Annotated in this window: 13 protein-coding genes and 1 pseudogene; 3 read left to right on the forward strand and 11 right to left on the reverse strand. The window is 48.9% G+C overall.

Translation table 11 applies throughout. The features are described 5' to 3' along the window. Positions 1-33: 33 nt before the first annotated feature. The 4 genes and pseudogenes from N6V40_RS12905 to N6V40_RS12920 all read right to left on the reverse strand — a co-directional run. The gene (locus N6V40_RS12905) at positions 34-1,188 is read right to left on the reverse strand and encodes a glycosyltransferase (protein ID WP_262197919.1); all 1,155 of its coding nucleotides are present in this window, start codon (positions 1,186-1,188) and stop codon (positions 34-36) included. Between the two features lie 50 nt (positions 1,189-1,238). Beyond that, positions 1,239-1,514: a hypothetical protein gene (locus N6V40_RS12910; protein ID WP_262197920.1), complete on the reverse strand. Its 276-nt coding sequence runs from the start codon at positions 1,512-1,514 to the stop codon at positions 1,239-1,241. A gap of 90 nt (positions 1,515-1,604) precedes the next feature. Then, positions 1,605-2,090 (reverse strand): stealth conserved region 3 domain-containing protein, encoded by a 486-nt coding sequence (locus N6V40_RS12915; protein WP_262199742.1) that lies wholly within the window; start codon positions 2,088-2,090, stop codon positions 1,605-1,607. A gap of 81 nt (positions 2,091-2,171) precedes the next feature. Then, positions 2,172-3,319, reverse strand: a pseudogene (locus N6V40_RS12920) (stealth family protein); the annotation flags it as partial. Positions 3,320-3,822: 503 nt separating this feature from the next. On the opposite strand from N6V40_RS12920, the gene N6V40_RS12925 reads away from it, so the two are divergent. Further along, positions 3,823-5,019, forward strand: coding sequence for a polysaccharide pyruvyl transferase family protein (locus tag N6V40_RS12925; protein WP_262197921.1), 1,197 nt, complete (start codon positions 3,823-3,825; stop codon positions 5,017-5,019). A 122-nt stretch (positions 5,020-5,141) separates the two neighbouring features. Further along, positions 5,142-5,891, forward strand: coding sequence for a hypothetical protein (locus N6V40_RS12930; protein WP_262197922.1), 750 nt, complete (start codon positions 5,142-5,144; stop codon positions 5,889-5,891). A gap of 275 nt (positions 5,892-6,166) precedes the next feature. Here the strand turns inward: N6V40_RS12930 and N6V40_RS12935 are convergent, their stop codons facing one another. Both N6V40_RS12935 and N6V40_RS12940 read right to left on the reverse strand, forming a co-directional pair. Beyond that, positions 6,167-8,002: a glycosyltransferase family protein gene (locus tag N6V40_RS12935; RefSeq protein WP_262197923.1), complete on the reverse strand. Its 1,836-nt coding sequence runs from the start codon at positions 8,000-8,002 to the stop codon at positions 6,167-6,169. A 34-nt stretch (positions 8,003-8,036) separates the two neighbouring features. Then, positions 8,037-10,640, reverse strand: coding sequence for a polysaccharide pyruvyl transferase family protein (locus N6V40_RS12940; RefSeq protein ID WP_262199743.1), 2,604 nt, complete (start codon positions 10,638-10,640; stop codon positions 8,037-8,039). Between the two features lie 278 nt (positions 10,641-10,918). Between N6V40_RS12940 and glf the strand changes: the two genes are divergently transcribed. Then, positions 10,919-12,091: a UDP-galactopyranose mutase gene (glf, locus tag N6V40_RS12945; RefSeq protein ID WP_262197924.1), complete on the forward strand. Its 1,173-nt coding sequence runs from the start codon at positions 10,919-10,921 to the stop codon at positions 12,089-12,091. Between the two features lie 384 nt (positions 12,092-12,475). Here glf and N6V40_RS12950 read toward each other — a convergent pair whose 3' ends face one another. The 5 genes from N6V40_RS12950 to serA all read right to left on the reverse strand — a co-directional run bounded on the left by N6V40_RS12950 (position 12,476) and on the right by serA (position 22,312). After that, on the reverse strand, positions 12,476-13,492 hold the full coding sequence (locus N6V40_RS12950) for a glycosyltransferase (RefSeq protein ID WP_262197925.1): 1,017 nt from the start codon (positions 13,490-13,492) through the stop codon (positions 12,476-12,478). A 969-nt stretch (positions 13,493-14,461) separates the two neighbouring features. Next, positions 14,462-16,111 carry a hypothetical protein gene (locus N6V40_RS12955; RefSeq protein WP_262197926.1) on the reverse strand — a complete coding sequence of 550 codons (1,650 nt, stop codon included), beginning with the start codon at positions 16,109-16,111 and terminating at the stop codon, positions 14,462-14,464. A 601-nt stretch (positions 16,112-16,712) separates the two neighbouring features. After that, complete coding sequence (locus N6V40_RS12960) at positions 16,713-19,472, reverse strand: stealth family protein (RefSeq protein ID WP_262197927.1); 2,760 nt, start codon at positions 19,470-19,472, stop codon at positions 16,713-16,715. Further along, positions 19,472-20,314, reverse strand: coding sequence for a hypothetical protein (locus N6V40_RS12965; protein ID WP_262197928.1), 843 nt, complete (start codon positions 20,312-20,314; stop codon positions 19,472-19,474). Before N6V40_RS12965 ends, N6V40_RS12960 begins: the two co-directional genes overlap by 1 nt. Before the next feature lie 402 nt (positions 20,315-20,716). After that, on the reverse strand, positions 20,717-22,312 hold the full coding sequence (gene serA, locus N6V40_RS12970; protein ID WP_262197929.1) for a phosphoglycerate dehydrogenase: 1,596 nt from the start codon (positions 22,310-22,312) through the stop codon (positions 20,717-20,719). Between the last annotated feature and the right edge of the window lie 197 nt (positions 22,313-22,509).

Consider the following 22,509-nt stretch of genomic DNA (forward strand, 5'->3'; position numbering starts at 1 on the left):
TTTTAATCCTAAGAAAACAGGGATATTTTCATTTCACTTTAAATTAAATGCCAGATTCCAACGTTGCATAATTGCCGAATCTGAAAGGTTGTTGTCAAACCATTCCATGGATTTGTGAGAGAACTCAGATCTCATTAAATCATCATCCAACAATCTTACAACGTTATCAGCAAGTTCGAAGTTACTTCTACCCTGAACCAGAAATCCATTCATGCCGTTAGAGATAAGTGAAGCGGGGCCATATTTACAATCAAATGCAACAACTGGAGCACCGGAAGACATTGCTTCCGCGATAGTCAGTCCAAAGCCTTCACTCTCAGAGGTAAACATGAAAACTTTAGAACGGCTCATTTCCAGCATAGGCGCGCTTGTCACACCCCGTAGAGTCACGTTGTCACGAAGCCCGTTCCTGATTACAGCTTTTTCGATTCGTTCCCGTTCACTTCCTGAGCCGAAGATTGATAGCTGTGCTGACGGCAAACGGTCCACGACAAATTTGAATGCATCAACCGCATCCTCGACGCCCTTGCCAGTTTCCAATCGTGAAATAACCGTCGCATCATAAATGCGCTGTTCAGCCATCACGACGCTCCTGTCTAACGATGCAATCCGATTCGGAACTACAAACAATGAATCGTTGACACTGAATTCACGGCGCAATTCCTGGGCCTGCTCTTCAGTCAAACAAATGACACCATCAAACTCGCCTAAACGATCAAAATAAGCCGCGTAATGCTTCCGCAATTTATCATTAGTCCCACGATGATTCATATGAATAACGGCGAATACTCTAAACCGCTCATTTCTCATGCGCAGAAATTGAGGAGGAACGTTATTGCCATCGCATAGCAGTATATTTTCAGTAGACTTCGCGCAGACTACATCTCTGACGAAGTCTCGACGCCAGTCCCATATACTTTTGTAGAACTTGACCTCTCCATCTACGCCCCAGGACCAGAAACCGCTATATCGGCCCGTCTTCGGGTTTATCTCCTGCTTAAGATAGCAGTACCCATTCTTACTCAAAAAGCTTTCATTAACCAGATGGCCATTTTCGAAATAACGAACGATAAATGGAGACGAACGACTATAATAGACCTCTTCCTTGCTGAGCGAAGAGGATTGATTAAAATATTGAATTTTTGTCAGTTTTCGAGTTCCAAGCGCGCGAAACACTTTCGCTTGCATTACGAGATTCTCGTCGAAATATGTTTCGATTATCTCATTGGAATTATGTGTTACATGCTGGTTCGGAGAATTGAAGTTCTCCGGCCGATAGCCGGATCTGGATGAAAAAGTTTATCGAAGTAGTCGTACGGGTTATAGATTTTAACATTTGGGCGTAACCTACCACTCTGCTTCTGCTCGTCGATCTCCAGGTCAAAATTAGGCATGAACTGATACAGAAAGACGGCGGCCTCATTGCCCGCTTCAGCAAGTAGAGACATTCTATTTAAAACAGCACCTGTGAGACCGCCTGGGCCAATATCAGGAATAATTGATAATATCTTCATATTTTATGAATCCTATTTGTAATAAAATAAAGCTAGCCTACGGTGACATGTTATCACCGTAGGCTAGAAAATTGACGCTACAAGAAGCGATTACAGCTCGAATTTACTCTTTACGGGTAGCAAGAGTTCCAATGAATCGCGAATAAAAGCATCGGTTCGTGTGCGTTCCTCAACGGACTCAGGTGTTGAACCATCATTGATGACGATACAGTCCTTATCACGACGATTAATTACACGCTGCATACGACTACGGCCATCTGGTGTCGCCGGATCGATGTAGTCATACTTGATCTGGCTTGGAACCGCTTCGCCTACAGCTAGCGCATAGTTAAAGTAGAACGATCCAGAAACTGCGATATCAGTCGCATCTCTGAACTGCGCGGCCCTGGTTACTTTAAAAGCTTCTTGGAATTCGTTCTCAGCAGCTTCAACAACCTTCCTATTTATTGCACTAGGCGTGTGGAAGAACTTTCTAGAGAAAGGACTGTAGCCCTTGGAATCGAGCAGTTCTCGAGCATTCTTGGCCGCAACACTTGAAGCGTTATCCGACACTGATACAGGTGTAAATTCAACCATTGCTTTCGAGAAGAATACTCGTGAGAGACCGTTTCCGAAGAAGAACGCAGATGGATCGAGCGGCCTGGTCAAGAAGAAATCATCATTGAAATACAGGTAATGATCTGCAAGTCCCTTGATTCGGTGCAAATTCGACTCGATGGCGTGAGAATTGAAATTCGGCAAGCCTTCAGTGTCTGGCCAAATGTCTTCGTGAGACACAACTTCTACTCGGGGTTAGTTGTGTCAAGCCATGCCGGCACCTGTCCCGCGGAAACTATCCATATTTTTCTAATCCACGGAGCAAATTGATCGATTGACCTCAGGCTGTATTTCAGCTCATCGTGGTCTGCAAACCTCGCATCTGACACTGCGTCGTCTATAAATTGTTCTTCGTCGAGCACATGCAGTGCGCTAGCTTTTTGGGCCTGCCAAATATCGTCAGCTCCGTCGACCCACGTGTAGACCGCATCTATCTCAAAATCAACTTGTGTAGCGAGTGGATTCCGCGCCTTTTCTAGCGAACTACGGAACTCGGCATCTCTGCTGACCGGATTCGGAAGCAACGTTGCATTTTCATTCCAAACCGGTGCCACAATTACTTCTTCAAACACTAGAGGAGTCTCATCATCGCTTGTTTCAGAGTTCACTTCAACATTCAGCGGAATTTGAGAATCAACCCAAAAATTAAGAACGACACCTTGAGTTGCTCCAGCACGGAAATTGGACGTCGGGCTGTAGGCCACGCGCTCATAGAGACGTATCGCCCTGTACCTGTTGGACCACTTTATTTCTCGCAGAAGTCGAGGGGCTCCTGCAGATTTTCCATCTTCACGGACGAACTGGAAATACCAGTGTGAAAGTTCAGGTATGCCGCGTAGCACCGTAAGTAGTCGACGGCCGTTGTCTTCCAGAGTGTGGATGGTGGCCGGAGCGTTAGCCTTTGTCGGCAATTCCCAGTACAGCATCCCTTCCTCTTCGAGGACTTGACTGATAATCGCTTGTGAATCTTTTCGTACATCACTCAAGTTCATTTTGCGTGTTACTCGGAACAACATTTGTTCGCCAGCCGAGGGAAGCAACATTAGATCGGATCGAACGTTTGATTCCCGAAGCTTCCGTAGGGACTTTTTCTTTCCCTGTAGTCGGCTTACGTCGTCAATTCGCGACTGCACCTTACGGTTTATCTTATTTCCAAGTCTTTTGGCTTTATTCGCAATTACGTTCACAAATCTATTCCTTCGTCGCATAAGTTCCAACAGCTTCGGCGTACCAGATTGGGTCAGTCACACTAGTACTCTGATCACAAGGATACAGCTGGGCAACTTCGCGAGGAAACTTTGCCACATAGTTTTACCAACGACTGAACTTCGTTTTGGTCCTACTTTGCGACTAGACACACACACATGTCTCAGTCAGGTAGGGGGCGAGACTCTGAATCCTTGGCAATCTTTCGACGATCCCAGCCTGCTGTATACCTGTTGGATGATATCCCGGCACCCCGTGCGACATTCGCGTGTAGTCGCAGAAAACTGACCCTAGTATTTCCGGCTCTTCCAACGGCTGCGGATGGACTATCACAATCTATAGATGGCCGAGTATCGTCATCTAAACTGTTAGCAGCCTATTCACTTCTAGACCCGTTCTTGTGGAACAACCCCAGGATAGTCCGAAGACTTTGGTAAAGTCTTTGTGTTGTTGCGAAAGCAAAATGCACGAACGAAAACTCCACTTCCAGGATTAGGAATCAAGTATGAGCGCGAACGAAGCTGCGATGAAAGTTGTAGTGGCGAAGCTGGCCAACGACAGTCGGGCAACTCAGCTATTCACCCGTTTCGATTCGTCGGCACGTGCCGTATCGGCACGGGTACCTATGATCGGTTCCAACGTGATGGTCAGGGCAGTTGCGAACGAAAGTGATGACTTTACTGTCGGAATCACGGGGGTAAATTCCGGCTCTCAGAGATGGCTCCACGATTTTCTGGTTGTCGATACGAGAATCTCGTTCACCACCGACGGAAAAGAAATTCACGCCACGGATTTGAACGTTCGGTATGAGTCTCTTGTTGAAAAGATGATCTCGGCCGCCGAGCTGGTATTAGCTTTCCGTAAGCAAGAGGAGCGCGGTACATATCCTGCGGCGACCACAGTCAATACCTATTGGTCATCCGGAACTTTGAATTTTGGAGACTGGGTCGGCCCTCATCTACTAAAACAAATGACAGGTCGCCAGCCTATTCAGGGCAACCGGCAAGGCCAGTCAACCCGGATTCTTTACACCGTTGGTTCGGTTGCTGGTTGGTTCAAACGCAATAACGTGGACGTATGGGGTAGCGGTCTGATCAAACCTTTGTCCGATGACGAGATTGCCGTGCGACGCCAACTAAAGGGAATAAAAGTACACGCTGTCAGGGGAAAGCTTACCCAGAAAAACCTAGTGGATTCCCTCGGGTGGGAGGTACCCGACGTATACGGTGATCCAGCGCTGCTACTTCCTGACATGATCTCAAAGCCCGACGTCAAACAACATGAAATTGCGCTTGTCCCTCACTATGTTCACCGAGATGCGGTTCTGAGCGGAACTCCTGATGGTGAGCTCACCAAGGTTGTTGACGTGCGCAGGGACATTCGTGATGTTATTCCCGCTATCGCTGCCAGCAACGCAGTAGTTTCTTCCTCCCTTCACGGCCTAATCACCGCTCAAGCCTACGGCATTCCTTGGGTGTGGTTGGATGTTCAGGACCAGCAATTAACCGGCAAAGATTTCAAGTTCAATGACTTTTTCTCATGCCTCGATAAGGATGCTGTCTCCAGAGTGTCAGTATCAAAGAGTGATCTGGCCAGCTTGCCAATAGAAGAAATAGCTAAGCAAGCCTCTCTGCCCGCTCTCGAGATCGACTTATCAAAACTTCGAAACTCACTTCCGGTACCCGCAATTTCTACACCTTAATAGGAACTAAACGGTCACAGCAGCTGTCAAATCCGATTTGAACAGAAAGAAGAATTTTGCACGACGCGAGCTCACGCTCCTTGATGCAGAATTCGAGCTACTCATCAAAGGACGGGCATTAAATGAAATTCCTAATTGTCGGCGACTCGCACACTCAGTATTTTGGTCTCACGAATCAAGTTCGAGCATTTATGCCTACGCTACGAGGGATAAAATCTACGGCTAAGGTGGTAAGCGCCTCTACAGTATCCGGTGTAGGGAAGCTCGATTCGACGCTCGCTCTGGGTGAGAACATCAAGCTCTGGAAGGAGCAGGAAAATCCAGACTTTCTCGTTCTTAATCTCGGCCAGGTCGATGTAGAGCTTGGATTACCATTTCGCCAGTTCGTACAAGGTTCATCAGAAACTCCCGAGTACTGGCTAGATTATTTTGTTGAAAAATATTTCGAATATCTAGTCAGCCTAGAGTTGAACGACGCAAAATTGATCGTAAAGGGGATCAATTTGCCAGTCCTCTGCTACGACTGGAAGAAGGCGATAAAATATATTTCGAGGATCGTCACGGACAGATTCTCCGACTCAACTGAAGATGCGAAACGCAAGGATGCTGTAGTTGCAGCCCTAAATGAAAACTACATGTCTGATATCTTGAGAACAGATCTGGCAAGATCATTCAATCTAAAACTGAAAAAGAAATGCGACGAGCTGGGTTTCGGCTACTTTGATATCAACGAGCAGCTGACCGATTCCAGCTCCGAGATGATTCATCCTCGATTTATCCCTTCGAAGTTTGACCACCATGTAACCGACTCACTTGAAGTTCGTCTTGTGCATTGGAAAGCACTGCTAGGCGTGGCACGAAACATGAACTAGGTAGTCGTCGCTTACTGGTGGCATGCTTAAATAGCGTGTGGTTATGATTCGACGCAGATGTCAAATTAGCAGTATGGCAAAACTCTGTTTCGAATGCCTCAGTGGTAATTGCGTATCTGTTCACGAAATTATTATCGGAGATGCATCAAGGATCTTGCCTTCCAGGTTTGAGAAGGCAAGTTTCTCATCTTCAGTGTTGGTCTCTGAGGAATCATTTGCTTTGGCTTGAAGCCGATTCATTTGATTTCACAGAGACCAACGCGAAGAAATTTATCCTAGCTTGTTACGTCACGATCAAGTTTCAACTTTTCTGTCCAGTAAGCGTCAGAAGTCAACTGGTCGTATCCGTCACGCCATCGTCGAAGGTTCTCTTCGTAGGTCGCCCGCAACCGCAACGTGTTTCGTACAAGCCTGATAGTTTCGCGCCAGAACTTTTTCTGACTTCGGCGAACTACGTAGGCAGAGGACTGATCTGCGTTGAGGTAAGTGATTTGCTTTGCACCAAATGCCACGTGGTAGTCGTCTCTAAATGACGATGACAAAGTTAAGTCAGCGTCAGCCTTCTTGCCCATTGGCAGCAAGTGTCCATTCAGAGAAGCTAAGAGTATCGCTCTAATAAGACGCGACTTTTCACCATGAAGTTCTTCAGGTCGTTCAACGACTGGCTTCCATGCTTCCTGCCTAGTCAATGCCTTAAGGTCTGTACGTCGTCTTGCCATATCCGCATGCTTATCGAAGAACTTTGGTCCTCGGAGGACATCTTCAAAGGCAAGGTTGATTGCCGAGAGAGTGTCGTAGTGGAATCTCATGGCATTGCGTTGGTAGAAGCTCAGTACCATCTGTTGCAGTTCAACCCATGAACGTTGCTTTTCTGGCAATGACAGGTGGTGTACCAAGTGGCTTCTGAAATCTAGGTACCAGGTCATAGGCGATGCTTTGTCAGTGAAGTTCTCTTGAACAGACGCAACGCCAGGAAGCGAAACGATGTCAAAGTCGTTGACCAATGAGAAGCTCACGTCGTCTCCACGAACAAAGAATGGGAACGGCAAGTGTTCCACCTTGTCAACGGGGAACGCGAAGAACCACCAACCAGCGTAAAGATCTTCCGGAGCTGGAATAGTCGTCTCGTATTCCATTTCGAACACGGCATCTCGCGAACGCAGATCTAGTCCGTGGTATCGAGGCTTACATCCCAGATCAAACTCCGCGCCATTTTCCCAGATCTGCCAACGGTGTGAAGCGTTGATCATTGCACCTGCAACGGCAGTGCGGGAGTCTCGGGCATAGGCTAATAGCCACCATGTGCGGGACAAGGCTTCCATCTGTATCGATGCGTCGTCATCCATGAATAGGCAATGTGTAGCGCCGATTTCTCGTGCGCGCAATAGACCACGTGTGAATCCGCCAGCTCCGCCCAAGTTTTCATTGGGAATGACTTCGACGCCGCCACCGTCTTCGACTTTGAGCGAATTACCGTTATCCACAACAGTCATGCTGATGTGTTCTTTGATTGCCGAGTCCACAAGGAACTCACGGAAACGGGAAATCGTATCTTCTACTTCAGCTTCTCGCTTGAAGGTAGTTACCGAGAGCATCAGCTCCGGGGTTCGCACTGGCTTCGCTGTAGTCGCCCACGCAAAATCTTCAAGCTCGCCATCTTGCAATGCCATCAGGTCAAAGAACAGCAGCGATTCTTCCGGTGTCTCCTCGTCTACTAGGACCGGATGGCGATACATGCCGTCTAAGGTCACCACTTCGCTAACCAACTTGTGCCACGACTTATGACGGTCAGCTTGGAAGACGGTCAGTTGGAAGTGCCCTTTGCCTTTGAGCTGAAGTTCTAGTGGGATATCTCCACAGATCCGCTTCCACTTCCCATAATTGAACACGTTGTAGTAGGTGCCCGTAGAGAGCAAACCACCAGGCGCAAACTCTGCCGCTCCACGGCTCAGTGAAATGCCAACAGGACCGTAGACATGAAAATGTGCTTCTTGTTCGGTCGAAATCCCAGCCTGTAGCCAAATCCCAGGCTGTACAGGGTACGTCTTGGTGGAATCAGCCATGTCAGGTCCTTCAGTCTGTTCCAATTCAAATGTTGCTGGCAACGTCATGCTTGTGTCACCCTCCTTACCGATGAGTTGTTGGTTAGCCATGTCGCTTCAGGATGCTGTCGGCTTCTACGCGCTTTGAGCGTGGAACCAGGACACTTTGGTCAAAGTTACCGACAGCAACAAAGGCGATGAAGACTTCATTCTCAGGAAGATCAACAATGTTGCGAATCTTCTGTTCCTTCTCGACTCCCATGGCTGTGTTCAGCAGGCATGACCCCAATTCCATTTGGGTTAGACCCAGCAACAACGACATCATGAACAGCCCGCCATCGACGAAGGGCTGATTGCGTTCCGGTGCGAAGAGGAAAGCATCTAGATCTGCAGTCACCAAGAGCAGGCGTGGCGGGGCATTGAATCCAAAGAATCCACCCTGAACTTCAAGTAGCTGCTTGATGATCTCTGGATGATCAAACTGGTGAACACGTGCTCCCTGACGGCTACAAACCGATGGTGACTGCATGGCAATCTGAACTGCGGAAGCAATCGCTGAATCATCAACAGGAGTGTCGTTGAATTCGCGTACGCTGCGACGCCCGTAAACGACTTCCATAAATGCACGGTCATCATTAGGCGTTTCAACCGGGTCTTCGCGGTGCTTCGAGGCCGGGAACGCTCCGCCCTCCCCCAGCTGACCCTTTGCGATTACTTCTTGCGACTCCACCGAAAACAAGTTTCGGAAATGAGAGACATCCGTATTGGTCTCCTCGTTGCGGGCGAAGTAGGCCTTCATCACCGAAGCTGAGCTTTGAACGATGGTGTCGTCCGTGCCCAAACCACGCGATAGCCAAGCATTCATCTCTTTTGCAAGACCTGGGATGGCAATTCGTCCGAAGCCCGGACGGAAGTTGCTATGGGTCAGTCCCTTTTCAATTGCGTGCGCATGAAAGAACATCCGCGCGCGGATCCCGGTTACAGAGTCTGCTGACCTTCCGCGAGTAAAGGAACGAACTTGCTGCTCGAAGTCATGGTTGGCCAGCCGTCGTGCCTGCTTGGAGAATCCTTCCACAATTTCGTCTGACTTTTTGGCCGCTGGAGCGCTGGGGGTCGTAACTTTACCCGTTGCATCAGAAATCGAAATTTCGTGTACTTGCGCTCCGGCCTTAGGACCGGTGAAGTGCAGTGCTCCAAGCATGATCTGGCTTAGCCCCTGCTCCGCTACTGAGAACTCGAACTCATCGGTGCGCAAGCCTCCCGAACCGGCAGCTACTGCCGCCTTGCCGATCACTCGGAAAGTTCCGGATTCAGGGTTACGTAAGTGCACATTGATGCTCTTAGTCTGCGTGGTTGGTGTCCACTGAATCTTGATGCGCTTTTTTGAACCTGGAGTAAGTGGCTCTGGAAGATTGGTCCAAACGTGCTTTCCACGAAGTTCTTTGTCTTTTACGACGCTCAGTGAAACGCCCTCTGCGCCCTTGTCGATGGACCAGACGTCGCTGTTGGCGGAGAAGTCTAGGTCCAGGGTGTGGCTGTTCTTGCTGGCTGCCGCGGCTGCTGTAATGGCCTTGCCGTTTACAAGTGCGGCTGTCGACTTTACCTTGGGGTTCAAAGCTGCCTTGAGCCACTCAAGCGATGTCTTACGCCCGTTCTTGATGTAATTGCGGGCCTTGGTGAAATCGATGGTTCGAGTCACGTTTGGATTTTCATTCACGGTCTCAGTGGTATCACTTTCATAGACGCGGCGGGTGTCACCAAATCCGAGTGAGGCAAGCAAATTCTTGAATCGGTCCGCACCACGCTTGTTGTTGTAGATCGATGAGAATGGCTTCTCAAAGATTACCGAGAACGCTGTGCCGTGGAAGCTATCGGTGACTACGTAGCTGGCATCTTTGTAAGCACGAAGGAAGTTTTCTGGTGAGTCGGCTGCAATGATCTCTGCACGAGGTTCATCAGACCAAATCTCTTCTGCTACCGAGCGTCCCTCATCGGGGTTGCAAATCACGAGGATTTTATCCAAGCCTGTTTTTTCAAGGATGGCTACTGCCGTCGACTTCTTTTCCTCTGTTGGGTCCAGAAGGAACACTGCCAAGTATTCACCCTCAGGTGAGATCGACGCCTTAGAAGCCAGCTTGTTGTAGTGTTCCTGGTCCAGAAGGAATACCGGATCAACTACGAGGTCTGCTTTGACGCCAAAGATGTCGCTAGCCGTCTTCACTGCATAGTTCTCACGTACAGAGATAGCTTTGAACTTTTGAAGATTCTGCGAGTGCTTTTCAACGAAGTCCGGCTTGAACTTATCAGTTCCTCGATTGCCGAAAGACGTGCCGTAGGCAACTCGGTTTCGGTCCGGTGCGACAAAGTCCAAGAACAGATCATCGTTGACGCGCCCGATAAGCGGGTTCCACAGCTGGTCACTGCCAACGACAAACGTTTCAGCGAGCTCATTTAGCTGATCCAGATCTGAGTAATGGAGCTGATCCGTGTATTCGTATCCGGTGCGGCGCGCAAAATCCATTGACAGGATCTCGTTTGGCCATTGCACACGGAAACCGTTGTAGCCGACAGGTTCATGCACCATGAGAACCGAATGGCCGAGGTTTTCGATGGCACGGTTCAAACCGTAGTAGGTCAGAATTGATCCGTAATTCTTGCCGTACCACCAGCCGAGGACGGCCACATCATACTTATTCTTCGGATCCACCAAGGGGAAATTCCTCATTCCTTGTCTTACGCATCAGGCATGAACTAACGCATTGCCACGTCGTACTTCTGTAGGCCCGGATGCCATTTGTCAGCGAATTCTCTTATGCTGGAGCGATCCGAAACGGACTTTCCGTTGGCCGCAAAAAACTACATTATCAATAAACCAATTCCTTCACCTTTGAAATTGACCCACCGGCAAATTTGTTTATATTAAGTACACCTCCCGTTAACCTTCAATACGACAGCTCGTTACTGCCGAATGAATAAATTGCATGTATGGATACAGACTTATTAGTTGTCGGATCAGGATTCTTCGGTCTCACCATTGCCGAGCGCGCCGCAGAAGCTGGCCTCAAAGTTACGGTAATTGACCGGAGGTCACACATCGGCGGAAACGCCTACAGCGAAGCAGAGCCTGAGACTGGCATTGAGGTGCACCGCTACGGGGCTCACCTGTTCCACACATCAAACGAGCGTGTGTGGGAGTATGTGAATCGCTTTACCAGTTTCACCAACTACGTTCACCGTGTGTACTCCACTCACAATGAACAGACTTTCTCATTGCCGGTAAATTTGCACACGATCAATCAGTTCTTTAATGCCGCATATACCCCAGATGAAGCACGTTCTTTGGTTAAAGAACAAGCTGGGGAGTTTGACGTTGATACCGCAAAGAATTTCTACGAAAAGGGTATCGCCCTTGTAGGACGCCCACTGTTTGAAGCATTTTTCGCTCACTACACAGCCAAGCAATGGCAGACTTCTCCGGAAAAGCTTTCAGGCGATATTGTCAGCCGCCTTCCTGTTCGCTACAACTACGACAACCGCTACTTCAACGACAAGTACGAAGGTCTACCAACGGATGGGTACACGGCTTGGATTGAGCGCATGGCGGATCACCCGAACATCACGGTTCACCTGAACACTGATTTCTTTGATTCAAGCCAACCGTTCAACAAGGACGACCTAGCCGGCCAGATTCCGATTGTTTACACCGGACCCATTGATCGTTACTTCGACTACAGCGAAGGTGAGCTCTCATGGCGAACCCTGGACTTTGAGGAAGAAGTTGTGAATGTCGGCGATTACCAGGGAACACCGGTGATGAATTATCCAGATGCTGACGTGAATTTTACTCGCATCCACGAGTTCAAGCACTTCCACCCTGAACGCAAAGACAGCTACCCAACTGGCAAAACTGTCATCATGCGGGAGTTCTCACGCTTCGCTACAAAAGAAGATGAACCGTACTACCCGGTCAATACTCCAGAAGATCGTTCCGGATTGCTCGCCTATCGTGACCTCGCGAAGCAGGAACAGAATGTGTTCTTCGGCGGCCGTCTTGGCACCTACCAGTACTTGGACATGCACATGGCAATCGGCTCTGCGCTTTCCATGTGGGACAACCAGATCTCAGCGATTGCTGAGGAGCAAAAGGTCTCGCAGTAATAGGAGATAGCACTAAGCTTTCGGGGTGTGTTCGCGATTTACACGCGGACACACCCCGTTTTTTGTCAACGCATCAGAAAGAAACAGCGTGTACGCAAACAGCACGTAATCCGTGGCGGCTTGCTGCGAATGCGGCTGACCACGGCTACCGCGCAACGAATGCCGCACCAATCACAAGGCGTTTCTTGATACTGGTTATTCTGGCCTATCAGTCACCGATACGGGGCATGGGAAACCTTGTCAGCGCTTGTTCACTGGGAACCTAGCAATGACGACAAGCGTCGATCTCGGGATCATCCACCGGGACATACAATTTCAGCCATTAAACCAGCAGCCAGGCACCCCAACCCAAGGGGCGCCCGGCTCTTCGGCAAGTCCTACTGTCTAATGATTCTTTAGCCGATTGCTATGGTCAGTTGATTCCAAGGGAGCCATCGGTTTCCATGCCTTATCGATTTCTATCTTTCGCCCGTCGCGCAGCCCCTTGAAGAGGTTGGAAGTTCCGCGGATAGTCTTCTCAACGAGTACTAAGCGCAAGATTTCCTTCGCGAAGGTCAGCACTGTTCCCAAGGCGAAGTGAGCGGGGAATAACACACCGTGAGCGCGATAATACTGTTTGAGAATCGCCCGGTTGCGCATGATGTAGTACCGGTATCCGTTGCTAGACGCGTTAAAGTGCCTAACTCCGAGGTCGAGTTGCCGAATGTCTCGGGTACGCCTGAGAACAAACTCATTGACAATAACAGAAGTGGTGATCTTCGAAGCTAACCAACCGTAGAGCTGGTCGTCCCAATATATGAAGAACCGTGGGTCTGGAAGCCCAATACGACGGACCACTTCCCTGTGGATGAACATGCCTTCGAAGCACCCGGAGTTCATCTCTCGATATCCAGTGATATCAAAGTCGCTCGGTGCAAACGGAATCGGGATGGCAAGACGGTCAGAGATCCGATATTGCCAATAGAACTCGCTACCGTCGTAGTCGTACCGGCGTCCTTGAATAACCTGGAACCGCGCTGCCCACTTGCCTAATTTGCCAAGAGAATCAGGGATGACTTCTACGTCATCGTCCATCATCCAGATCCATGAGGCGCCGAGTTCATATGCGGTTTTCACACCGTGATGGAAACCGCCTGAACCACCGGTGTTCGTAGCGAGTTTTTGGTAGATAACCGTTGGAGCCAGCTCGATCGTATGCTTGGCGACAATCTCATGCGTGTCATCCGCAGAGTCGTTATCAATAATTACTACGTGACCTGGCGACGGATTCATCACTTGGATACTGGAGAGAAGACGATCAAGCAGGTGCGATCGGTTGTAAGTAACGATCACGATCGCCGTATCCGACGGCGCGAAACTCGTCGTATCGACCTCTGCTTTGTCTTTTGGTTCAGGCTTCATATCAAATCAACTTTATCTCAATAAAAAGATGTCAGCTAATTATGAAACGACTTATCAATGATAATCAGCAAGAATAAACCATATGTTCACTTGATGTTAACCTAAAAATTATCAACAATTTGTTTTGCGTAGCCAATAGGTCCCCTTTGCTTCACTTCAAAAGATTGATACTGTGCGTTAGAAATCAAAATATAAGCCATGGCCTCGTGATTATGTCAACGTGCAGGTGGGAGCCGGCGCACTTCATGGATCTTGCGAATTACGGCGTACTGCCTCGACGAAGAACAGGAAGTAAGTTCGAAAGGTCGGCTACGAAGTTTAGGTGTCCCCAGTACCCTACGTGACAATTAAGTGAAGCCAGTGATCGCGGATACCGAAGCAATACACCCGCTTGCCGACTAGCGCTAAACGGTACTCTTGTTCCTAAGAAATAGTGCGAAGTCATGAGTTCCACTGTCTACGAAGTAACGAGATTTCACCTCGCTTACAAGAACAGAAGTACCTTCAAGCGCTATTCTGCATCCGCCCGAGTTCTATTTAATCACCAGTGCCAAATACGGATAGCTGGTACCGCTAGGCCATGTAGATGCTACCCGGATTCCAGGTCGCCGTACGCGCGGTACCAACAAACCCTATTCAGCAACCGGTGACTTGCACGTCATCAAAGCAACCAGGAAACTCTGGTCGACAAGTACATGTTGAACCCACCTAAACTAAAACAACCTACCCGCCCACAGAGTCATCACCATCCGTGCAGCAAGCCAAGCATGCGCGGCAATACAGAGATCCCCAATCGCCCGAACCTCACTGCAGACCCACTTGATAAATGGCATTTAGTGACTCTTGATGCTTTGTAGACCCGAGGCAGGCTCGCTGGACGTACATCGGGCCGAGAACCCATCCAGCAATCTCCACCAAGGCCTTAGGGATCATCCTTGCATTTGAGCATGGCCCAAGTGAAGCCCTGAACTAACGGGTCACAATCACAGCGGTACCAATTGATTTAGATACCACGATTGGCAATCGTTTTGTGGTTTCAATGCCACTGGTAATCACAGTCACAAACACGTCGAAGGAACCGTCATTAAGATCGCTAATGTCAACACCTGAATATCCCTCAGTCGCGTAATATGAATACGTATAGTTTGTAAAGGGATCGCCGAAAAGATTGATTTGTTGCTTCCGGCGCCCATTTCCAAGGCGGTAGCTCTTGGTTTGATCGCTAGATTTGAGTGTCACAAAATATCTGTTTTTATGTATCGTGTCTCCAAATAACCCACGCACCGCAAATCTACCTTCAAGGTGAAACAAGTCTCCTTTTATCCAACTAGTGGCAAGTTCAAACTCCTGCATGCCACCTTCGGTAACTGCAATCTCTTTCTTGTAAATATTGGTACCACGCGGATTGGATAGAACTCGAACAAAAAACCCATCGAATACAGTCGCCGAATCTATTTCTCTACGAGAAGTGAGAGGCACAAGCTTTGCTATCTCACGGTTTGAAATTTTTAGCTGGACGTCGTATTTTCCCGGTTTGAGAGAACTCAATGGGATGCCATCATGTCCTCTGGACGCGAAACCAGAATAACTGTAGTCCCTAAATTTCGTACCGTAGTACTTTGCGTTGAGACGCCTGTTCATGCATCCACCGAGTGCAACTTCAGAAGTTTCCTGACCAGACTTGAAAATTAATGTCCTAGATATATCTGCATGTTTCTCGACCGCGTGTCCACGAATAAATGCGGCACCTTCAGGATACCAAACGCTACCCTTGAGAAGGCTTTTGTCCATCTCGCAAACAGGATTACCGAAATCGATTTCTTGCGGCTCTTCTCGTAATTCGCGTTTCGACGCGTAAGACTGGCCACCCGTTCGGACGTCCCCTAGCCGCGGATAAACACCCTCAGCCGCAAAGTTAATCAAAGATATTATGAGCCCTATATTATAACGCGTTACTTCTGTGTGGCCGGTGATTAATTTCGAACTGCTGATAATTGTATTAAAATTGGCGTATTTCCTAAAGGAATCTACGAATGGCTTGATCTGACTGCGATATTCGTTGTCCGACTCAGAAGAAAATACATAAATATTCCGGTCAATATGTTCATCTTCAGAGACTAGGTTAGGAATGAGCGAATTGAGTTGTTCGACATCCTCTTTCATTGATTCAGTACGCGTCATATGTGAAAGTATTAAAGGACGGGTTTCATGAATATAATCACCCACAGCTAGCTGTGGGACGGAGGCTATTATATTTTTATAACCGTATTTCAATCCGATATACAGGGCACCAGCTCCACCTTTAGAAATACCAAATAGTGTGCAATCCTCCTGTTTTATACCCAACTTATGGCAATGCTCCAGAATCAGCGATTGAACTGCATCACTGATTGAAAAATCCATTTGCTGGCACATGTAATATGTACTCTGCCCATCGAACTTGTCGCGAATCCAAAGTATATTTGAAGATATCGAGTCTACAGACTTTCCAATAAACTCGTATCCACAATCTTCTACGATTCCTGAAAAAACGATCAGAAGTGACCGAGTGTCACGTGTGGCTGGCCGTTCCATATATGGGACGACAGTTTCCTTATACTTGAAATATTGCTCAATCATAGGTGCCTTTTTTAAAATTGATACGTTTTAACTTATCGCACATTTCTCTACTCTTTCGGCCTTCCGCCTCGGCCGAAACATATAGATCCTGATGTAGCTAAAACCGGACGAACATGGATCCACATATGGGCAGATCTCGTTGGCATCCAGTGAAGCGCCCGTACCCACAAGCCATTCACGTTCATTGTTGGCTCTACACACTCCACCAGGTTTCGTGAAGCCAGCTCGTAGTATGTGTGCCCAAAGTTTTCCGGTGCGCCACTTGCCTACCGCTGTCGCGAATTCTACGCTTCAAGGCATTGTGCAGTGAGCCTTGTTATGAATCTGCGTCTACACAACGTTCTGCGTGTCTAGATCCTACAAGTGGGAACCGTCGTTCTGCGAATATTGTGTGACGAAGCCTGATATGTTCTTTTGAATTGGATCTCGACACTATACCGCACGCCACATTTAGATACAGATGAGGGCATGACACTGCAGGTTCGCGGTGTTATGCCCTCGCCCTCATCTAGACCTAAAATCTAGCTTGCTTCTTACTCACCTGTAAGCGGTTCCTCGATTTCAGCGAAACGCGCTGTCAGAATACCAACGTCGTGCACTCTTAGTTTTTCTCCCAAGGTGCAGGTATCTGGAACGTTGATCGCATAAATGTCGTCGCCATTTCATGGGTTAACTTTGGATTCGGATCGTCCTCAGATTCGCCGAAAGTTAGGCAATCAAGTTGCATGTACTTAAGCTGAACGAGCCTACGCATGGTGTCTGGGGCCCCCAGGGGAACGAAGCTTACATTCAATGCCCCTTGAACATAAGCTCCTTGGAAGTACCCAAAGTGCTGACCTAGCGAAGACAACATGGAGAGATCCGAGGGATCTCTAAATTTATGGCTTCTTGTGTCTTCGACCGCAGATGAATATCGCGACGAAATCTCACGCAGAACCGAGACCCTGTGCGGATGCGGTGTGTGCAGCATCCCCTGAGTGATCGTTACTCCGAAGTCCGCCTCTAACAACAAACGGTTATTCATCCCGGCAGCCTCATGAGGCTCGGCTTCCTGGCCTAGTTCGTTCATCTTGGTTGATGATGGGAAGAATTTGGCCTGGCCAACGGACGTGAAGAAATTCTCCGGTACTTGATCTCTCATAAGGAAAACATCATCGTTTAGATACAGGAAGTGCTCAGATAGCCCCGGAATGTTATGTAGCACAGATTCAATCGAATGCGAGTTGAAAACTGGCAAAACAGAATCGTCAGGAAAAATATCACGATGATCGACAACCGTTACCTTTTCGTGTTCACTCAGCCACGCCGGTCGCTGTCCATCCGTAACTACGTAGATATGCCGAAGCCATGGCGCGTGCTGATGTAGGCTGCGCAAAGAATATCTGAGTTCGTCGCGGTTCAAATACCGAATCTCTCCCCCGGCCAACCCGCTCGGCGAGAAATCGCCAGTGGCTTCCTTCCTCTTTGCACTCCACTTAGGATCATTACCGTTAACCCAGGTATAAACAGCATCAATAGGAAAATCGACCTGCGACCACAAAGGCAATCCGCGCAGGGAACTCCACTCTGCGAACATTGGTGAGGCAAATTGCTCAGACTTAAGCATATCCACTTCATAGTTGACGCGGGGTGCACGGTAGAGATGTTCTCTTCGTTCGTCATGGTCCCAGATTTCAAGCGTGATTCCAGACGCGAAACCCACGTGTCGACGGGTACCCGGGACACTGAAATTGTGGAATAGGAATAGTCTAGTGACCTCGCCCCAATTTACTTCGTTCAAGTCTTGTCGCCAGGAGTACCCATCCAGGTCCAAACGAGTTCGACCAGCATAGAGACGAACTTCAAGAACATCCGAGCCGTATTTTGCAAGGTGAGCTAGCAATTCCTCGCGGTCTTCGATCCGGAGGGCCCACGAAAATCCTCTGTTAGATTTAATTGGCCTAGCCATGAGGCTCGACGTTGAAAACATTTTGGCTAGTAGTCGACGATTTTCTGCTCTCGCGTTCGAAGGCAACATGCCATGGAGATCTGTTTCAATCGAAGACTCTTTGAAATCCGCATTTTCCTTTGCGACCGCGGAGTCGGTTTTTTCGGAGTGCTTTCCATGCCCACGATCAAAATCAGTCGCTGATGTGCCCTGTTCAGAGTCTGAATCGAGTTCACGTTCTAATTGAGACAGGGCCAAATCGCCATCGCTCGTTCCTATAGCGTTTGTATCCGGTTCAGTTACCTGAACACCGCTACGTGCCGATAGTGGATTCTTTGCGAGTTCTTGAAAGAGTTGATCCCATTGTTCAGATACAGCCTCAGGGCTAAATCGTTGTAAGGATTCCTCCGCGCGGGCGCTCATCGTCTGACGCTTGCTGTCATCACTGATCAACATGCGTAACGCTTCCGCGAAGGCTCCGACATCATCTAGCGGAACCAAGTACCCGTCTTTACCATGTTCAATGATTTCTCGAGGCCCGGTTTCACAATCGAAAGCAACCAGCGGCAATCCCGCTCCTCTGGCTTCCAAGAGAACGAGTGGCAGACCCTCGGACACGGAAGCGAGAGCACCAATGGACGCACGAGCCCATTCTTCTTCAATATGTTCTGTTGGTGGGAAAATCTCCACCTGCCGGGCCACGCCAAGATTGCGCGCCATTGTAAAAATCTTATCGCGATCCGGTCCGTCGCCAAAGATTCTAAGGCGCCAATCTGGGTAGGCGTCAGCAACTCGGGCAAAGGCTCGTACCAAATTCACGAACCCTTTGCCCCGAACCAATCGTCCGGCACTCATCACTACTTTTTGAGTACCGCTACTCTGCGGACGGGCAACAAGCGACAGTGAGTTCGGAATTACGTCCATCCGAGGGGCCTGCGATGCCCACTGCATCTCTAACCACTCGCGATTTCGTTCTGTTAGAAGTACTAGAGCGTCGACATTTACGCCATGCCTAAGTAGCGGCTCAGCAGTTACCCCTCGAGCCATTGTGTTTCGGTGCTCTTCCTGAACAACTTTCGTTGAGGCCGGGCAGCTCAGTAACGCATAAACGGCTAACGCAGGTGTCGATGCAATCAAGACGTCATCGTCACGATTAGACAAGAAGTTCATTAGAGCAGTATCCGTCGCCCTGCAGAACTGATTATCCCATTCTTCCGGAATGATCAAACTAGGAAATGAATCGCTTTCACTCAAATCCGTAATGTACTCAACTTGGACACCCTCGCCGAAGTCGAAACCAGTCTGAGGGAGTCGGTAGACGCTGGAGACAGTTACTTCGTACCCTCTGGCCGTCATAGCCTTGGTTTGATCTGCAATCGCGCGTTCTGTTCCAGCCCGAGCATCGGCACTTGTCAGTAGATAGTTAAGTTTCATTAGTAGCTTCCCTCAGAATTCGAAGAATGGGTAATCTCAAGCGCAAGAAATTGATCTAGGGTCCAATATGGACGAATTCGGTAAAGTACGTCCTTTTTTACCCAAGAAGTTGTGGCCCTAAATCTAACCGTTTCGCGCGGATTAGCTGTCGAACTGCCTCTCCATGTAAGCCGCTTACCACGGGTTAGTTTTTCATCTTCGCTGATGAAAAGGTCCCAAGTTGACTGTCCGCTGTCGATAGGAATATTCATTTGTTCCCAGACATCAGCAGAAATTACGTAGCGGTGACGATCGTCCTGGATGGATTCGGACCGGAGCGCAACAAGCTTTTCTTTTTGTTTTCTATGGCGAAGAAATAGTTTATGGTCTGTTGGAACTGCAGGTAAAGGGCTTACCTCCAATATCACTACTCCGAGGCCTGCATCCAATGATACGACGGCTGGACGCAGATCTTTCTTGTGAATCGGAGAGAGAAAAAGTTGGCCTTCTTCGGACTGGCGAAAATCCCAGATATGTTCGTTCGTAATTCCTTGATTCTGCGTTCCGATATGGATCTCAGTTGCGCCTAAATCTATGATTTTCAGTTCTTCAATGTCCCCATTGATTATGATCTGATACTCCACCGGTCGGAGATCGGCTAAATCAATAACCCCATATGATGCATCTTCTGAATCAAAGCTTGAAAACCCGTGAACAATATCAGTCGCTTTCTCAGCTCGCAAGGATAGAGAAGAAATTGGCTCGGAAACCTTCCAATTCACGAAAGTGCCGCCATCGAAACTGAGATCGATACTTCGCTCCTCGGAAGCCAGATCGGTACCTCTCGAAAATTCGGCTTTCAATCTAGGTGGCTCCAATTCATATTTATTGGCATGTTATCCTAATAACAAAACTTCTCTACAATGTTATTCATTGTTCATTCGGTTCAAAAATCGATGGGGAAATTTGACAATAAAACAGATTTCCCGACAATCGCGCCTAAGCAAATAGGATGTACTCATTATACACAGGGCGTTCAAAGGTTAGCCATTGTGCAGTGATGCCCAAACAGGTCGGTTTAGCTTTATCTTTCGAATCCTCGTTAGTTGCGACTATCCATAAATTTCTAATATCCGTCATCGCCCAGTGCCGACACCTATGGGAATCGACTTTGTCGCGTCCGCATTTGAGCTGGCTCCTAGACAAGAAGCACCCGCCCGCCGAACAAATTATTCAGCGAGCGGGTTGCCTCAGATTAGTGATGCTTAGTCGGCGAGGTTGATCTCTCGCGCAACGCTCGCACCGATAGCAGCGCCAACTACGTCTAGGACACCGCTAGGTAGTGCAGAGTCGATGCTGATAACGGCCAAGGCTTCAGACTTCTTCTCATCGCGCGCAACCTGCATGCCGGCAATGTTGACACCCTGCTCCCCCAAAACGTTGCCTAAGGAACCGACAACACCTGGGCGGTCAGCGTAGCGAACTACGATCATGTGATCAGAAATTGGGATTTCAATTTCGTGACCATTGATGCCAACCAGCTTTTCAATCTGCTTAGGACCGGTAAGGGTACCGGACACCGCAAGCTGCGTGCCCTCATTGGTTGAACCCTTGATGGTCAGCTGATTGCGGTACTCAGGCGAGTCAGCGGTGGTGATCAAACGAGTGGCTACGCCACGCTGTTCCGCAAGCACTGGAGCGTTCACGTAGGAGACCTGCTCCGAAACGACATCCATGAAGACACCCTTGAGTGCCGAAAGCTCAAGCGCCTTGACATCTAGTGAGGCGATTTCGCCAGCAACTTCAACGTCAATGCTGGTCAACGAACCAACGGTCAGTGCGTTGAAGATACGACCAAGCTTTTCGATCAACGGGATGCCTGGGCGTACGTTCTCATCAATGACGCCACCGGCAACGTTGACTGCGTCCGGAACCAGCTCGCCAGCAAGTGCTAGACGAACCGACTTAGCCACAGATACGCCGGCCTTTTCCTGAGCCTCATCAGTGGAAGCGCCCAGGTGTGGGGTGACGGTGACGTTCTCAAACTCAAAGAATGGAAGGTCGGTGCTTGGCTCCTTGACGAACACGTCAATGCCAGCGCCAGCAATTTCTTCATTCTTCAATGCTTCGTATAGTGCATCTTCGTCGACCAAGCCACCGCGAGCTACGTTGACTACGTAGGCAGTGTTCTTCATCTTCGAGAAAGCATCCTTGCCCAGCATGCCCAGGGTCTCTGGCGTCTTAGGCATGTGGATGGTAATGAAGTCAGCCTGTTCCAGCAGTTCATCCAGAGTCACCAAGGTTACGCCTAGCTGGGCTGCGCGTGCTGGAGTGATGTATGGGTCAAAAGCAATAATTTCCATACCGAAGCCCTGCAGGCGAGCTGCGACCAAAGCGCCGATACGACCAAGGCCGATAATGCCGGCCTTCTTCTCAAAAAGCTCAACACCGGTGTAGGAGCTACGCTTCCAAGCACCGCTCTTTAGCGAGGCGTTGGCAGCAGGGATTCGACGAGCCAAAGACACGATGTGACCAACGGTCAATTCAGCAGCCGAGATGATGTTGGAGGTTGGAGCGTTCACAACCATGACACCGGCCTGCGTAGCAGCCTTGATGTCCACGTTGTCCAGACCAACACCTGCACGAGCGATAACCTTGAGGTTCTTTGCTGCGGCGATGGCTTCTGCGTCTACCTGAGTAGCAGAACGGACCAGAATTGCGTCTACATCAGCGATAGCTTCAAGAAGCTGGGAGCGGTCCGCACCGTCCGTCTGACGAATTTCAAAGTCGGGACCGAGAGCAGCAACGGTTGCAGGAGAGAGTTGCTCGGCCAAAAGTACGATGGGCTTAATGTCAGACACGGGTGTGGCACCTTTGCGATTTCATTGGGCTGATGCTTGCAAGTAGACAGCTTTTAACGTCTGCCGTTGAATCAAGCGTAACCCTATGTATCCCGCGTTTTGGTGCGAAATCACGCATGTTACGCAGAGAAAACCCTACTTTGTGAAAACTTTCACTTATTACACAAAATGTGACAGGCCTTGCGTAACCATTAGCT

Source organism: Glutamicibacter sp. M10 (assembly GCF_025452055.1).
In the GTDB taxonomy this organism is placed as follows: Bacteria; Actinomycetota; Actinomycetes; order Actinomycetales; family Micrococcaceae; genus Glutamicibacter.

Coding starts and splice junctions, on each gene's coding strand:
- N6V40_RS12905 (WP_262197919.1), bottom strand. CDS start 1,188: ATGCAAGCGAAAGTGTTTCGCGCGCTTGGAACTCGAAAACTGACAAAA.
- N6V40_RS12910 (WP_262197920.1), bottom strand. CDS start 1,514: ATGAAGATATTATCAATTATTCCTGATATTGGCCCAGGCGGTCTCACA.
- N6V40_RS12915 (WP_262199742.1), bottom strand. CDS start 2,090: ATGGTTGAATTTACACCTGTATCAGTGTCGGATAACGCTTCAAGTGTT.
- N6V40_RS12925 (WP_262197921.1), top strand. CDS start 3,823: ATGAGCGCGAACGAAGCTGCGATGAAAGTTGTAGTGGCGAAGCTGGCC.
- N6V40_RS12930 (WP_262197922.1), top strand. CDS start 5,142: ATGAAATTCCTAATTGTCGGCGACTCGCACACTCAGTATTTTGGTCTC.
- N6V40_RS12935 (WP_262197923.1), bottom strand. CDS start 8,002: ATGACGTTGCCAGCAACATTTGAATTGGAACAGACTGAAGGACCTGAC.
- glf (WP_262197924.1), top strand. CDS start 10,919: ATGGATACAGACTTATTAGTTGTCGGATCAGGATTCTTCGGTCTCACC.
- N6V40_RS12950 (WP_262197925.1), bottom strand. CDS start 13,492: ATGAAGCCTGAACCAAAAGACAAAGCAGAGGTCGATACGACGAGTTTC.
- N6V40_RS12955 (WP_262197926.1), bottom strand. CDS start 16,111: ATGATTGAGCAATATTTCAAGTATAAGGAAACTGTCGTCCCATATATG.
- N6V40_RS12960 (WP_262197927.1), bottom strand. CDS start 19,472: ATGAAACTTAACTATCTACTGACAAGTGCCGATGCTCGGGCTGGAACA.